Genomic DNA, 13,412 nt, shown 5'->3' on the forward strand with positions numbered 1-13,412 from the left:
GCGATGACGGCATCGGTGGAGGACTTCGAGGCGCTGCGGCCTCACCTGCTGGCGGTGGCCTACCGGCTCACCGGCATGTTCGCCGATGCCGAGGACATCGTCCAAGACGCCTGGCTGCGCTTCAGCGCCGCCGAACGAGACCACATCGATGATCCGCGGGCCTGGTTGACCACGGTGGTGAGCCGGCTGGGTCTGGACCGGCTGCGCTCGGCGGCGCGGCGACGCGAATCCTATTTCGGCGAATGGCTGCCCGAGCCGGTGGTGACCGGCTTCGACGACACCGATCCCTTGTCGGCGGTGGTGGCCGGCGAAGACGCGCGGTTTGCCGCGATGGTCGTGCTGGAGCGGCTGACCCCCGATCAGCGGGTGGCCTTCGTGCTGCACGACGGGTTCGCCGTCCCGTTCGCGGAGGTGGCTGCGGTGTTGCAGACCAGCCCCGCCACGGCCCGCCAACTGGCGTCACGGGCACGCAAGGCCGTGGCGGCCGATCCGCCGCCGGAACCCGATCCGCGTCATGCCGAGGCGGTCGGGTCGTTGATGGCCGCCCTGGCAGCCGGTGACCTGGCGGCTGTGGTGGCGCTGCTGCATCCCGACGTGACGTTCACCGGCGACGCGAATCGCCGGGCCCCGACCGTCCTGCGGGTGGTCCAGGGACCGCAGAAGGTGGCGCGGTTGCTGCTCGGCCTGGCGCGCCGCTACGGCCCCACCCTGATCACCGCGAACCAGCTGGCGCTGGTCAACGGCGAGCTCGGCACCTACACCCCCGGAGCGCCCGGTGTCGACGGGCTGGCGGAGCTGATGCCGCGAGTCACCGCCATGACGGTGCGCGACGGGCGGGTGGTGGCCATCTGGGATGTCGCCAACCCCGACAAGTTCACCGGATCACCGTTGCGCAGACCGGAGGATGTACATGGCTGACGGCTTCACGAAGAAGATGGGCGCGTTGATGTTTCGCGCGATGGACAAGATGCGCCACCGCGACGCCTTCGCCATCGGCCAGCCCACCGGCACGGATTTCAGCGGCTTCGACGCATTCCGGCAGATCGTGCTGGTCACCTACAAGCGTTCCGGTGAAGCGATGCCGAGCCCGATCAACCACGGGGTGGACGCCGGGAAGATCTACGTTCGCACCGACGCCTCCACCGGCAAGGTCAAGCGCATCCGCAACAACCCCAACGTCGTCGTGGTGCCCAGCAGCCTGCGCGGCAAGCCCGAGGGGAAGCCGGTGGCGGGGATCGCCAGGATCCTGCCCGAGTCCGACCATGCGCGTGCCGAGCGTGCCATCGCCGCCAACTGGAGTCCGGCGATGCGGATCTTCGAGCGCGGTCTGGACAAGGGCAGTGCGGCAGCCGGAATCCCGATCGCCTATATCGAGATCGCCCCTGCGGGTCAGCCGGGCTGATCGTCGGTGGCCCAGGGCACCCGGCAGGCGTCCCCGGAGTTGAAGCCCTGCTCGGTGATGCCCAGCGCCGAGTACATCCGGGCCCGCATGTTCTCGATCCCGATCTGGTAGGTCAGCTCGATGACGCCGGCGTCACCGAAGCGGCGCCGCAGGTCGGCCACCTGGGCGTCGGTGACACTGTGCGGGTCGGTGGTCACCGCATCGGCGTAGGCGATCGCGGCCCGTTCGTCGTCGGTGTACAGCGCGGAGTGAGCGTAGTTGTCGATGTCCTTGAGGCGCTCGACATCCAGGCCCTCGAGCCGGGTCAGCATGGCACCGAAGTCGACGCACCATGAGCAGCCGATGGTGCGGGCGGTCCAGAACACCGCCAGTTCGCGCACCGTGGCGGGCAGGGTGCGCGACGCGGACTGCAGCAGCCCTTCGTGTACGGCGTTGGCCATCAGCAGTCGCGGGTGGCGGGCGATGACGGCGAACGGTTCGGGGACCTCGCCGAAGCGCCGTCTGGTGTAGCGGTACATGGCGCGCACCAGCAGGTTGGCCTGGCGGGGGGACAGCGGTTCGATTCGTGTTCGAGTAGTCATACCCGTTAGACGAATCGGCCCGCCAAAGTGTGACAGCGCGGGTCGGGTCGGCTCGGGTCAGCTCGCCGAGCGTGTACTCAGACCGAAAACAGTGGGGAATTCTCGGCCTGAGTGCACGTTCGGCGAACGTCAGATCAGGAAGGGAACCAGTGCCTTGCGATCGGCCGGGTAGTCGGGGAACTTCTCCCGGTACCAGCGGTGGGTTCCCAGCGCGCGGGGGATCAGATTGCCGGCGGTGATCAGCAGGATCGCGACGCCCGGCAGCGCCCAGGTGAGGATCGCGAAACCCGTCCAGGCGATGATCTCGCCCAGATAGGCCGGGCTGCTGACGAACCGGAAGCCCCCGCCGAACGGAATCCGGTACTCCGCGCCACCGGGCCGACCGACGGTGTTCTTCTCGCGCAGGTTGCGCACGATCGACTCGGAGTTGACCAGCAGGGCAAAGCCGCACAGGTAGACGGCCAGGCCCACCAGGAACCGCGGGTCGGTCAGCCACGCGGCGCCGTACTGCCCGAAGTAGTTGTGGCTGAACAGCGCTCCGTTGAGGTAGCCGTGCATGGAGGTGACGAGCATGCCCATCACCACCACCGAGACGTTGAAGGTGCTGCGTTTGCCGGGGACCTGGCGGATCGCCAGCGGAAAGAACCAGCCGCGGTTGGCGTAGTGCAGTGCCCAGATCCCCGCCAGCACCAGCGATGTCGGCTCGAAGCGGGCCGGGCCGCTGAGGTAGGCGACGGCGAACACCACGGTCGCCGGGATCTCCATCAGCCACCAGCCGAACTTCGGGTTCAGGTTGAACCCCAGCTTGGTCGACGAGAACCGGCCGTAGGAGCTCTGGCCGAAGAAGCCGCCGACGATCACGAACGCCGCGAACGCGAACGCCGCAGTCAGGACCGAGTCGTAGAAGGTGTGGCCGGTGTACCAATGCATGGACAGTGTCCTATCACGCCGGATCGGCGGCCGCACCAACGCCCAGGGGTGATCAGCGGGCGAACATCAGCGCCCGCTTCACCTCCTGGATCGCCTTGGTGATCTCGATGCCGCGCGGGCAGGCATCCGTGCAGTTGAACGTGGTGCGGCAGCGCCACACCCCGTCGACCTCGTTGAGGATGTCCAGGCGTTCGGCGGCGGCCTCGTCGCGGCTGTCGAAGATGAACCGGTGGGCGTTGACGATCGCGGCCGGCCCGAAGTAGGCGCCCTCGCTCCAGTACACCGGGCAGCTCGTGGTGCAGATGGCGCACAGGATGCACTTGGTGGTGTCGTCGTAGCGCGCACGGTCGGTCTGGCTCTGGATGTGCTCGCGGGTGGGCTGGTTGCCGGAGGTGATCAGGTACGGCTTGACCGCCTTGTAGGCATCCATGAACGGTTCCATGTTGACCACGAGGTCTTTTTCCACCGGAAGCCCGCGCAGCGGCTCGATGGTCAGCGTCAGTTCCTTGCCCGGCTTCTTGGGCAGGATGTCGCGCATCAGCAGTTTGCAGGCCAGCTTGTTGTTGCCGTTGACCCGCACGCCGTCGGAGCCGCACACGCCGTGGGCGCAGGACCGCCGGAAGGTCAGCGACCCGTCCAGGTAGCTCTTGACGTAGATCAGCAGGTTGAGCAACCGGTCGGTGGGCAGCGCCGGAACCCGGAAGCTCTGCCAGCCGCCGGTGGCGGCGTAGGCATCCGGGTCCTCCGGGTTGTAGCGGGCGATCTTGAGGGTGACCATCTGCGCGCCCTCGGGGATCGGGGGCAGCGGCGGGTCTCCGGCGGGGGCGGTGTCGACCAGCGCCGCCGGTTTGGTGCTCGACGGCTCCGGCGAACAGCATCCGCCCTGCGACGAGCAGCAACCGGAGTCAGCTGAGGAGGACATCAGTACTTCCGTTCCTTCGGTTCGTAGCGGGTCTGCACCACCGGCTTGTAGTCCAGCCGGATGTCGGCGATCAGGTCGGAGCCTTCCTTGTAGGCCATGGTGTGGCGCATGTAGTTGACGTCGTCCCGGTTGGGGTAGTCCTCGCGGGCGTGTCCGCCGCGCGATTCCCGCCGGTTGAGCGCACCCACCACGGTGACCTCGGCCAGCTCCAGCAGGAAGCCGAGCTCGATCGCCTCGAGCAGGTCGGAGTTGAAGCGCTTGCCCTTGTCGTGCACCGTGATCCGGGCGTAGCGCTCCTTGAGCGCGTGGATGTCGCTGAGCGCCTGCTTGAGAGTCTTCTCGGTGCGGAACACCGCGGCGTTGTTGTCCATCGACTGCTGCAACGCGCCGCGGATGTCGGCGACCCGCTCGTTGCCGTGGTCGGACAGGATGTCGGACACCCAGCTGACCACCGTTTCGGCGGGGTTCTCCGGCAGCTCGACGAAGTCGTGCGCATTGGCGTACTCGGCGGCGGCGATGCCCGCGCGACGCCCGAACACGTTGATGTCCAGCAGCGAGTTGGTGCCCAGGCGGTTGGCCCCGTGCACCGACACGCAGGCGCATTCGCCGGCGGCATACAGGCCCGGCACGGTGTTGGTGTTGTCCCGCAGCACCTGGCCGGTGACGGTGGTCGGGATCCCGCCCATCACGTAGTGGCAGGTCGGGTAGACCGGCACCAGCTCCTTGACCGGGTCCACGCCCAGATAGGTGCGGGCGAACTCGGTGATGTCGGGCAGCTTCTCCTCGAGCACGTCCTCGCCGAGGTGACGCACGTCGATGTAGACGTAGTCTTTGTTCGGGCCGGCGCCGCGGCCCTCGAGCACCTCGAGCACCATCGAGCGGGCCACGATGTCCCGCGGGGCCAGGTCGACGATCGTCGGGGCGTAGCGCTCCATGAACCGCTCACCGTCGGCGTTGAGCAGCCGGCCGCCCTCGCCGCGCACGGCTTCGGAGATCAGGATGCCCAGGCCGGCCAGGCCGGTCGGGTGGAACTGGTGGAACTCCATGTCCTCCAGCGGCAGTCCCTTGCGGAACACGATGCCCAGGCCGTCGCCGGTCAGGGTGTGGGCGTTGGAGGTGGTCTTGTACATCCGGCCGGAGCCGCCGGTGGCGAACACGATGGCCTTGGCGTGGAAGACGTGGATGTCGCCGGTGGCCAGCTCGTAGGCGACGATGCCGGTCGCCACCGGCCCCGACGGGGTCTCGGTGAGGACCAGGTCCAGCGCGTAGAACTCGTTGAAGAACTCCACGCCGTGCTTGACGCAGTTTTGGTACAGGGTCTGCAGGATCATGTGACCGGTCCGGTCGGCGGCGTAGCACGCGCGACGAACCGGGGCCTTGCCGTGATCACGGGTGTGCCCGCCGAACCGGCGCTGGTCGATGCGGCCCTCGGGGGTCCGGGAGAACGGCATGCCCATGTTCTCCAGGTCCAGCACCGCGTCGATGGCCTCCTTGGCCATGATCTCCACCGCGTCCTGGTCGGCCAGGTAGTCACCGCCCTTGACGGTGTCGAAGGCGTGCCACTCCCAGTTGTCGTCCTCGACATTGGCCAGCGCCGCGCACATGCCGCCCTGCGCCGCACCGGTATGGCTGCGCGTGGGGTAGAGCTTGGTCAGCACCGCGGTGCGGGCCCGCGGGGCCGCCTCGACGGCCGCGCGCATCCCGGCGCCGCCGGCACCGACGATCACCACGTCGTAACGATGTTCTTGAATCACCGCGATATCACCCGTTCGCTACCGAATCTGCCGTCAAGAAATGTTCGCGTCGAAGGTCAGCAGCACGTAGCTGCCCAGTGCCAGCGTGAAGACGATCGACACGACCAGCAGCGTCATCAGCCAGAACCGGCTGCGGGAGCTGCGGGTGTAGTCGCCGATGATCGTGCGCAGGCCGTTGCCGCCGTGCAGTTCGGCCAGCCACAACAGGCTCAGGTCCCAGATCTGCCAGAACGGCGAGCGCCAGCGCTCGGCAACGTAGTTGAAGTCGATGCGGTACACGCCGTTGTCCCACATCAGCATGATGAACAGATGCCCGAGCACCAGGAAGATCAAGACGGCGCCGGAGAACCGCATGAACAGCCAGGTGTACTTCTCGAAGTTGGGCATCCCGCTGTGCCGGCGGGGCGCGCGCGGGTCGCCGAGGCTGGCCGGGCGGTCGCGGTCGGGGCCCAGAACCGGGGCTATCGGGCCCCTGCTGCGCGGCAGGTCAGTCGTGCTCATAGGAATCGCTCCGCCATGTGCATGCCGATGCGGACAACCACCGGAACCATCACCACCAGCCAGATGACGCCTACCGCCACCAGCATCTGGCGGTGCCAGCGGGTGCCCTGCCACCAGAAGTCGATCAGGATCAGCCGGATCCCGTTGAGGCCGTGAAACAGCACCGCGGCAACCAGTCCCAGCTCCATCAGGCCGACGAGCGGGGTCTTGTAGGTCGCGATGACCTCGCTGTAGGCCTGCGGGCTCACCCGCACCAGCGCCGTGTCGAGGACATGGACGAACAGGAAGAAGAAAATGGTCGCACCGGTGATCCGGTGCAGCGCGAACGCCCACATACCGGGGTCGCCCTTGTACAGACTCTGCCGGCGGTGCCGCGTCACACCCGTCCGCGTTCCCGGCGTCGCCGCATCGGCGGATGTCGCCGTCATCAGCGCCTCCAAATTTTTCTGCGGCGGGCCCGCTGCGCCCGGCTTCGCCGGCGTGCGGTCGCTCCACCACGCTATCGCTTCAACAAACCTCGGGTTGGACTCTAAACCCATCCACAGGCCCGAAACGACCACGCGAAAGTTACTGACGGGTAGTAAGAGGCTGAGGCTACGCTGATTTTGCCTCGTTGCCGCCGGGCCAAGGCGGTGATGCGGCGCGCTCAGACCGACAGGAGAGCTGGTGAATGTCCCAAGGAATTGACTGGGATGTGTTGCGGCGCAGTGCAATAGAGGTTTCGGCGCGCGCCTATGCGCCGTACTCGGGCCTGCGGGTGGGTGCCGCCGGTCTGGCCGGCGACGGCCGAGTGGTCAGCGGCTGCAATGTGGAAAATGTCTCATATGGGCTGGGTCTCTGTGCGGAGTGCGCGGTGGTCTGCGGCCTCGTCAGCGGCGGCGGCGGGCACCTGGTGGCGCTGTCGTGTTGCGATGCCGACGGGAACCTGCTGATGCCGTGCGGCCGGTGCCGTCAGGTGCTGCTTGAACACGGTGGACCCGAGTTGCTCGTCGACCACCCGGCGGGGGCCCGAGCGCTGGCCGAACTGCTGCCGGACGCCTTCGGACCCGATGCACTGCCATGAGCCTCGCCGCGCCCTTCGACGCCCCGACGCTGATCGCCTGCAAGCGTGACGGCCATCGGCTGCCCGACGCCGGGATCGACTGGCTGATCTCCGGCTACACCTCCGGGGTGGTCGCCGAAGAGCAGATGTCGGCGTTGCTGATGGCGATCTATCTGCGCGGGATGGACGAGCACGAGAACGCCCGGTGGACCCAGGCGGTGCTGGCCTCAGGCGAGCGACTGGACTTCTCCGCCGTCCCGCGTCCCACCGTCGGCAAGCATTCGACCGGCGGGGTCGGCGACAAGATCACCCTGCCGCTGATCGCCGCCGTCGCCGCCTGCGGTGCGGCCGTGCCGAGCGCCTCGGGCCGTGGGCTCGGTCACACCGGCGGAACCCTGGACAAGATGGAGTCCATCTCCGGCTTCAGCGCGGCGCTGTCGGGCACCCGGGTTCGCGACCAACTGTCCGAGATCGGCGCGGCGATCTTCTCCGCCGGTCAGCTGGCCCCCGCCGACGTCAAGCTCTACGCGCTGCGCGACATCACCGGCACCGTCGAATCACTGCCGCTGGTCGCCGCGTCGGTGATGAGCAAGAAGCTCGCCGAGGGGACCGACGCGCTGGTGCTCGACGTCAAAGTCGGCTCGGGGGCGTTCATGAAGGAACTCGACGACGCGCGGGAGCTGGCTCGGCGGATGGTGGCGCTGGGCACCGCGCACGGCGTCGCCACCCGAGCTCTGATCACCGACATGGGCGTGCCGCTGGGGTGCACGGTCGGCAACGCGATCGAGGTGGCCGAGGCCCTGGAGGTGCTGGCCGGCGGCGGCCCGCCCGACGTGGTGGCGCTGACGGTGCGGTTGGCCCACGAGATGCTGGCGCTGGCCGGTATCGATGACGCCGACCCCGCTCAGGCACTGCGCGACGGGACCGCGATGGACCGATTCACCGCGATGGTGACGGCTCAGGGCGGGGATCTGAGCCAGCCGCTGCCGCTGGGGTCGTGCACCGAGACCGTGACCGCCGACCGGGGCGGATTCATGGGCGATATCGATGCCATGGCGGTGGCCCAGGCGGCCTGGCGTCTGGGTGCGGGCCGGTCCAGGCCGGGGGAGCGGGTGCAGCACGGGGCGGGGGTTCGCATCCACCGCCGGCCGGGCGAGCCGGTGGCGGCCGGCCAGACGCTCTTCACCCTCTATACCGACACTGCCGAGCGGACCGGTGCCGCGCTGGCCGCGCTCGACGGCGGATTCGCCATCGGCGACACACCGCCGCTCCCGCGCCCGCTGATCCTCGAGACCAGCCCATGATGAAGCCATGAGCACACCGGTGAGCCTGGAGACCATCCGGGCAGTTCCCAAGGCGCTACTGCACGACCATCTGGACGGCGGGTTGCGGCCCGCCACCGTCGTCGACATCGCCGGGCAGGTCGGCTACGACGACCTGCCCGCGACCGACCCCGACGAGTTGGCGACCTGGTTCCGGACCCGCTCGCACAGCGGCTCGCTGGAGCGCTATCTGGAGCCGTTCAGCCACACGGTCGCTGTGATGCAGACCCCCGAGGCGCTGCATCGCGTGGCCGCCGAGTGTGTGGCGGATCTGGCCGCCGACGCCGTCGTCTACGCCGAGGTGCGCTTCGCCCCGGAGTTGCACATCGAGGGGGGACTGTCCTTCGACGAGGTGACCGATGCGGTACTGGCCGGTTTCGCCGACGGCGAGCGCGAGGCCGCGGCGGCCGGCCGGCCGATCACGGTGCGCTGTCTGGTCACCGCGATGCGCCACGCCGCACTGTCGCGGGAGATCGCCGAGCTGGCCATCCGGTTCCGCGACAAAGGGGTGGTCGGATTCGACATCGCCGGGGCCGAGGCCGGCTATCCGCCCAGCCGGCACCTGGACGCATTCGAGTACATGCGTGATCACAACGCCCGCTTCACCATTCACGCCGGTGAGGCGTTCGGGCTGCCCTCCATCCACGAGGCGATCGCGTTCTGCGGCGCCGACCGGCTGGGCCATGGGGTGCGGATCACCGACGACATCACCGTCGGCCCCGACGGCAGCCTGCACCTGGGCCGGCTGGCGGCGATCCTGCGGGACAAGCGGATTCCGCTCGAGTTGTGCCCGAGTTCCAACGTGCAGACCGGAGCGGTCGACAGCATCGCCGAGCACCCGTTCGACCTGCTGGCCCGTGCCCGGCTACGGGTCACGGTCAACACCGACAACCGGCTGATGAGCGATACCACCATGAGCAAGGAGATGCTGGTGCTGGCCGACACGTTCGGCTATGGCTGGGCTGATCTGCAGCGGTTCACCGTCAACGCGATGAAGTCGGCGTTCATCCCGTTCGATCAGCGGGTGCAGATCATCGAAGAGGTGATCAAACCGCGATACGCCGCCCTGATCGGCTGACGCGAACGCCGAAGGCCGGGCAATCGCGACGCGATCACCCGGCCTTCGATCAGCGGATCAGTGCTCGGTGACGGTGGCCTCGGGGTCGCCTTCCTTCCAGGTGACGATGCCGTGCTCGAAGGTGGTCTGCTTGGACCCGTCCGCGGTGGTGGTCTCATCGCTGGTCGGGTAGCCGAGCTTGCCCTGCGAGCCGCCCAACTCGTTCCACTTGTCGCGGATCTTGCCCCACACCACATAGGCGCGGGTGGTGTGAACGATCACTCCGCCGTCGAACTGCTGGTAGACGCCGCCGTCCGGGTTCTTCTGCTCGGCGCCGGTGGGCGCTCCCAGGGCCTCCTTGGCGGCCGCGTCCAGGGAGTCCCACTTGGCCAGGATCGGCCCGCCGACGGTGTACTCCTTGCCGTCGGCACCGGTGATGACCGTGGTGCTGGGAGCGGCGCTCTCCTCTGCCGGCGTGCTGACCGCCGAGGAGATCACCGAGCTGGCCGAAGACGCTATCGAGCTGGCCGAGCTCAGGGCGTCGTTGGTCTTGTCCTTGGTTGTGCTGTTGCAACCCGTGCCGATCAGCGCGACCCCCAAAACTGCTGCGGATACTGCTGCGGCCCGCTGTGTCGCCTTGCGCATGTGTAGTCCTTTCGAATTGGAAGGCCCCCGCTAACCGCACGGCGCGGCCCGTTAGTTACCGGGCCAGATGTTAGTCGTGAATCTGACATCTCGGCAACGAAATGGAGCAAATAATTGCCGCAATTGCGGTGAATTTCCGCGGCACGTCGCATGGCGTCGCGCGCCGGCGTTCGGGCCGCCCACCTGGCGGGGCGGACGGCAGCGGGCGGCAAAGCGCTATTCGCGGCGCAGGCGCGACTGCACGAACGCCTCGAGCTGTTCCCATTCCTTCACGGCGGGTGCGTACGGGCGTTGCGGCTCGTTGACCGATTCGCGGTCGAGCACGTAGCTGACCATCCGGCCCAGCGGACGATCCGGTTTGAGGGTTTCGGCGACCACACCGTCCTCGGCGTAGGTGCCCACGTCCTGCAGAAACTCGACGGCCAAATCGAGTTGCTCGCGGTCCAGCGCGTCCGGCCCGTCGGTGATGTCGTCGGCGATCCCGGACAGGACGTAGACGTTGTCATCGGTGGTTTCGATCGACAACGAGCCGTCGTTGGCCGCGGTGCGGATGTCGTCGTAGGTGCTCAGATCCGACAGGTCGTGGTCGTGCTCGTCGGCCAGATAGCGGGCCAGGGCGCGCTCGGAACCGAAGACGCTGATCCGGCCGTTGCGGCCCAGGAAGACCGGCTGGTCCCCGAGGTAGCAGCGCAGGGTGAAGAACGTCCCGTTGTCGGTGATGACCCGAATGGGGTCGATACCGACCTTGGTCCAGAAGTCCGCGTCGCCACCGAGGACCACCCGGTCGCCGGCGGCCCGCTCGCCGCTGCCGGCGGCTGTTTCGCCGTCCTCGCCGTCCTCGCCGGTCTCGCCGGCCTGGGCCTCGGTCTCCTCGACGACTGGCTCCGGCTCGGCGGGTGCCTCGGCGGCCAGCTCCTCAGCTGCCCGCGACGCCGCGGCGGCGTCGACGTCGGGCGTCGCGATGATCTCTTCGACGGCGGCCAGAACATTGCCCCAGTTGCGGCCGATGACTTCGGCGATCAGTGCCCAGCGCTTGCGGCCCGCCCGGCCGGTGAAGTTGTCGACACCGCCGGCCAGCCAGCCCAGGTTCGGGTTGCCGTTGAAGAACTTTGTCACCGCCGGCAGGTCGCACACCGACCCGATCGCCGAGACGATCTCCAGCGCGCCGGCCAGTTCCTGAACGGACTGCTCAGTGGGCTTCTCGGTCAGCAGCTCCTCGACCGCGATCAGGTCGTACTGCTGGTCGGGGCCCGGGTCGAGTTTGTGGGCGTTGGCCCGGACAAGCTGCGGCCAGCTGGGGTGGTCGTAGAGGTCGTTGTTGGCGTTGATCCGGACGAACGCCACCAGGTCGGCCACCGTGGCGAAGCAGTACAGGTCTTCGCCCTTGCCCAGGAAGGCCTGCCACTCGTCCCCGGAGTCGCGCCAGCTCGGCGCCCACAGGGTGTAGCGGTCACCAGCGGTCACCGCCAGGCGGATCGGAACGAGGTCAGCTGCCATGGCGCACAGAATAACGATGCACGGTCGGGCGCCTGGAGCCGGGATTAGCGGCCCGAGGGCCCGCCTCCCGGGGAAAACGCGCAATGCGGTGCCGCCGGGCGGCGCAGCGAACCGGGCAAGCGATCGAACGACCGCGTGACCCGCCGGCTCTCGGGCCGGAGCCCCGGTCGGCCGGCAGGCGCAGCCCGGCGCCACGCCAGCAAACAACCCCGTGACGTCGCCGATTAGTGCCGCTGTTTTTCGCGCCAGAGGGCTAAACTGAATTCCACCTAATAGATTAATGTGTTCATCGCTGGTGGAAACAAATGATCATCGGTGCATATTCAAAGCAATCAGGGAGGCCTGCGGTGACCGGAAAGCGTGTTGCGCCGCTGGGGGCGATGGTGGCCGCGCTGTGCGCCGCCGTCCTGGGGATGGCGTCCCTGCTGGCGCCGACGGCGGCGGCCCGCCTGGAAAGGATGCTCGCCGACGTTGCGCTGCTGGCCGGTGAGAGCTGGATCATGACCGGCACGGGTCAGGCCGACCCGACGATCGGCAACTACATGGACCTGGTGCGGGACTACTACCTGCAGCCCGCGACGCCGTGGTTCACCGGGCAGGCCACCTACGCCGGTCAGGTGCTCAACGGCCTGACCACCCCCGAGCAGTTCTGCCCGATCGTCTGCCAGCCCCTGCCGATACCGCAGCTGAACTTCGGGGACTCGCTGGCGCAGGGCGTGGCCAACCTCGAAGCCGCGATCCGCCCCCAGTTGGAGGCCGGTGACAACGTCACCGTGTTCGGCTTCTCGCAGAGCTCGGTCGTTGCCACCCTGGCGATGCACAATCTGATCGCCAACGCGCCGGGCGGCGCCTACGACCCGGACAACCTGCACTTCGTGCTGATCGGGGCCCCCAACAGCGCGGTCGGCGGCATGCTGAGCCGGCTGTCCTTCCCGGATGCGTTCGACGGGGCGATGCAACGCATTCCGTTCCTGAACATCCCGCTGGGCATCGACTCGATCCCGGGCCTCCCGTTCACGACGGCGGTCTACAGCACCGAGTACGACGGCTGGACCGCCTTCCCGCAGAACCCGCTGAACCTGCTGGCCGTCATCAACGCCCTGGTGGGCATCCCGGCGCTGCACAACAACTACTTCGACGAGAACCTCGCCAACGCCATCGACCTCGGATCGATCGGCAATGCCAGCTATTACGTGCTGCCCGAGCAGCTGCCCATCCTCGCGCCGATCTACGGGCTCGGCGACTTCGGCAGACTGGTCGGCGACGCCGTGGCGCCGATACTCAAGACCGTTATCGACTGGTCCTACGGCAACCCCGGCGCCCCGGACGCCGGAATCACGGTCGACGGACTCGACCCGATCGGCGCCGCCGGACCGTGGGCCGTCACCGCCACCGGTCAGCTGTCCGAGGACACCGGAGCCCTCGGCTTCCTGCTGCGGATGGACCCCTTGCAGGTGTTGGCCGGAATGCAGTACGCCGGCGCGCAAAGCCTCACCAACACCATCAACAACCTGCTGGACTTCGTCGGGCTCGACCCGCTGTCGCAGTCGATCGTGGAGGCGCTGCACACCGGCTACAACCTCACGATCGAGCTGGACCAGGCGTTGTTGACCGGGTGGCACAACCTGGCCAGTGAATGGAACCTGCTGGATGTGCTGGGCCCCGACGCCATCTTCAACGGGGCGCCGCTGATCTCCGCCCAGCCGCTGCTGGATCTGGTCGGAGTGGGCTTCAGCCTGCTCAACTACCTCGACTAGCC

General features: G+C 68.0%; 13 protein-coding genes and 1 pseudogene. 6 read left to right on the forward strand and 8 right to left on the reverse strand.

What is annotated here, in order from left to right; all coding sequences use genetic code 11:
• Positions 1–3 precede the first annotated feature (3 nt).
• Positions 4–918 carry a sigma-70 family RNA polymerase sigma factor gene (locus AWC02_RS06230; RefSeq protein WP_085127915.1) on the forward strand — a complete coding sequence of 305 codons (915 nt, stop codon included), beginning with the start codon at positions 4–6 and terminating at the stop codon, positions 916–918.
• The gene (locus tag AWC02_RS06235; RefSeq protein ID WP_085127916.1) at positions 911–1,402 is read left to right on the forward strand and encodes a PPOX class F420-dependent oxidoreductase; all 492 of its coding nucleotides are present in this window, start codon (positions 911–913) and stop codon (positions 1,400–1,402) included. Before AWC02_RS06230 ends, AWC02_RS06235 begins: the two co-directional genes overlap by 8 nt.
• Here AWC02_RS06235 and AWC02_RS06240 read toward each other — a convergent pair.
• The 6 genes and pseudogenes from AWC02_RS06240 to sdhC all read right to left on the reverse strand — a co-directional run.
• A pseudogene (locus AWC02_RS06240) lies at positions 1,390–2,016 on the reverse strand (carboxymuconolactone decarboxylase family protein); the annotation flags it as partial. The gene AWC02_RS06235 and the pseudogene AWC02_RS06240 overlap by 13 nt on opposite strands.
• A 96-nt stretch (positions 2,017–2,112) precedes the next feature.
• A complete protein-coding gene (locus AWC02_RS06245; protein WP_085127918.1) occupies positions 2,113–2,913 on the reverse strand; it encodes a phosphatidylethanolamine N-methyltransferase family domain-containing protein in 801 nt (266 codons plus the stop codon).
• A 52-nt stretch (positions 2,914–2,965) separates the two neighbouring features.
• Entirely contained in the window at positions 2,966–3,835 is an 870-nt protein-coding gene (locus tag AWC02_RS06250; protein WP_237160343.1) for a succinate dehydrogenase iron-sulfur subunit, read from the reverse strand.
• Complete coding sequence (gene sdhA, locus AWC02_RS06255) at positions 3,835–5,589, reverse strand: succinate dehydrogenase flavoprotein subunit (protein ID WP_085127919.1); 1,755 nt, start codon at positions 5,587–5,589, stop codon at positions 3,835–3,837. Before sdhA ends, AWC02_RS06250 begins: the two co-directional genes overlap by 1 nt.
• A 33-nt stretch (positions 5,590–5,622) precedes the next feature.
• Positions 5,623–6,090, reverse strand: coding sequence for a succinate dehydrogenase hydrophobic membrane anchor subunit (locus AWC02_RS06260; RefSeq protein ID WP_085127920.1), 468 nt, complete (start codon positions 6,088–6,090; stop codon positions 5,623–5,625).
• A complete protein-coding gene (gene sdhC, locus AWC02_RS06265; RefSeq protein WP_419179211.1) occupies positions 6,087–6,521 on the reverse strand; it encodes a succinate dehydrogenase, cytochrome b556 subunit in 435 nt (144 codons plus the stop codon). The genes AWC02_RS06260 and sdhC overlap by 4 nt, the downstream gene beginning before the upstream one ends.
• Positions 6,522–6,760: 239 nt before the next feature.
• Between sdhC and AWC02_RS06270 the strand changes: the two genes are divergently transcribed.
• Genes AWC02_RS06270 through AWC02_RS06280 form a run of 3 tightly spaced genes read left to right on the forward strand, consistent with a single transcriptional unit; the run spans position 6,761 to position 9,532 of the window.
• Positions 6,761–7,153, forward strand: coding sequence for a cytidine deaminase (locus tag AWC02_RS06270; RefSeq protein ID WP_085127921.1), 393 nt, complete (start codon positions 6,761–6,763; stop codon positions 7,151–7,153).
• On the forward strand, positions 7,150–8,436 hold the full coding sequence (locus AWC02_RS06275) for a thymidine phosphorylase (protein WP_085127922.1): 1,287 nt from the start codon (positions 7,150–7,152) through the stop codon (positions 8,434–8,436). Before AWC02_RS06270 ends, AWC02_RS06275 begins: the two co-directional genes overlap by 4 nt.
• Positions 8,437–8,443: 7 nt before the next feature.
• Positions 8,444–9,532 (forward strand): adenosine deaminase, encoded by a 1,089-nt coding sequence (locus AWC02_RS06280; RefSeq protein WP_085127923.1) that lies wholly within the window; start codon positions 8,444–8,446, stop codon positions 9,530–9,532.
• A 57-nt stretch (positions 9,533–9,589) separates the two neighbouring features.
• Here AWC02_RS06280 and AWC02_RS22145 read toward each other — a convergent pair whose 3' ends face one another.
• Both AWC02_RS22145 and satS read right to left on the reverse strand, forming a co-directional pair.
• Positions 9,590–10,156: an LGFP repeat-containing protein gene (locus AWC02_RS22145; protein ID WP_207568005.1), complete on the reverse strand. Its 567-nt coding sequence runs from the start codon at positions 10,154–10,156 to the stop codon at positions 9,590–9,592.
• 216 nt (positions 10,157–10,372) lie between these two features.
• Positions 10,373–11,653, reverse strand: coding sequence for a protein export chaperone SatS (gene satS / locus AWC02_RS06290; RefSeq protein WP_085127924.1), 1,281 nt, complete (start codon positions 11,651–11,653; stop codon positions 10,373–10,375).
• Positions 11,654–12,000: 347 nt separating this feature from the next.
• On the opposite strand from satS, the gene AWC02_RS06295 reads away from it, so the two are divergent.
• Positions 12,001–13,410, forward strand: a complete 1,410-nt coding sequence (locus AWC02_RS06295) for a PE-PPE domain-containing protein (RefSeq protein ID WP_237160344.1) — start codon at positions 12,001–12,003, stop codon at positions 13,408–13,410.
• Positions 13,411–13,412 lie beyond the last annotated feature (2 nt).

The sequence above is a fragment of the Mycolicibacter engbaekii genome (assembly GCF_002101585.1).
Taxonomy (GTDB): Bacteria; Actinomycetota; Actinomycetes; order Mycobacteriales; family Mycobacteriaceae; genus Mycobacterium; species Mycobacterium engbaekii.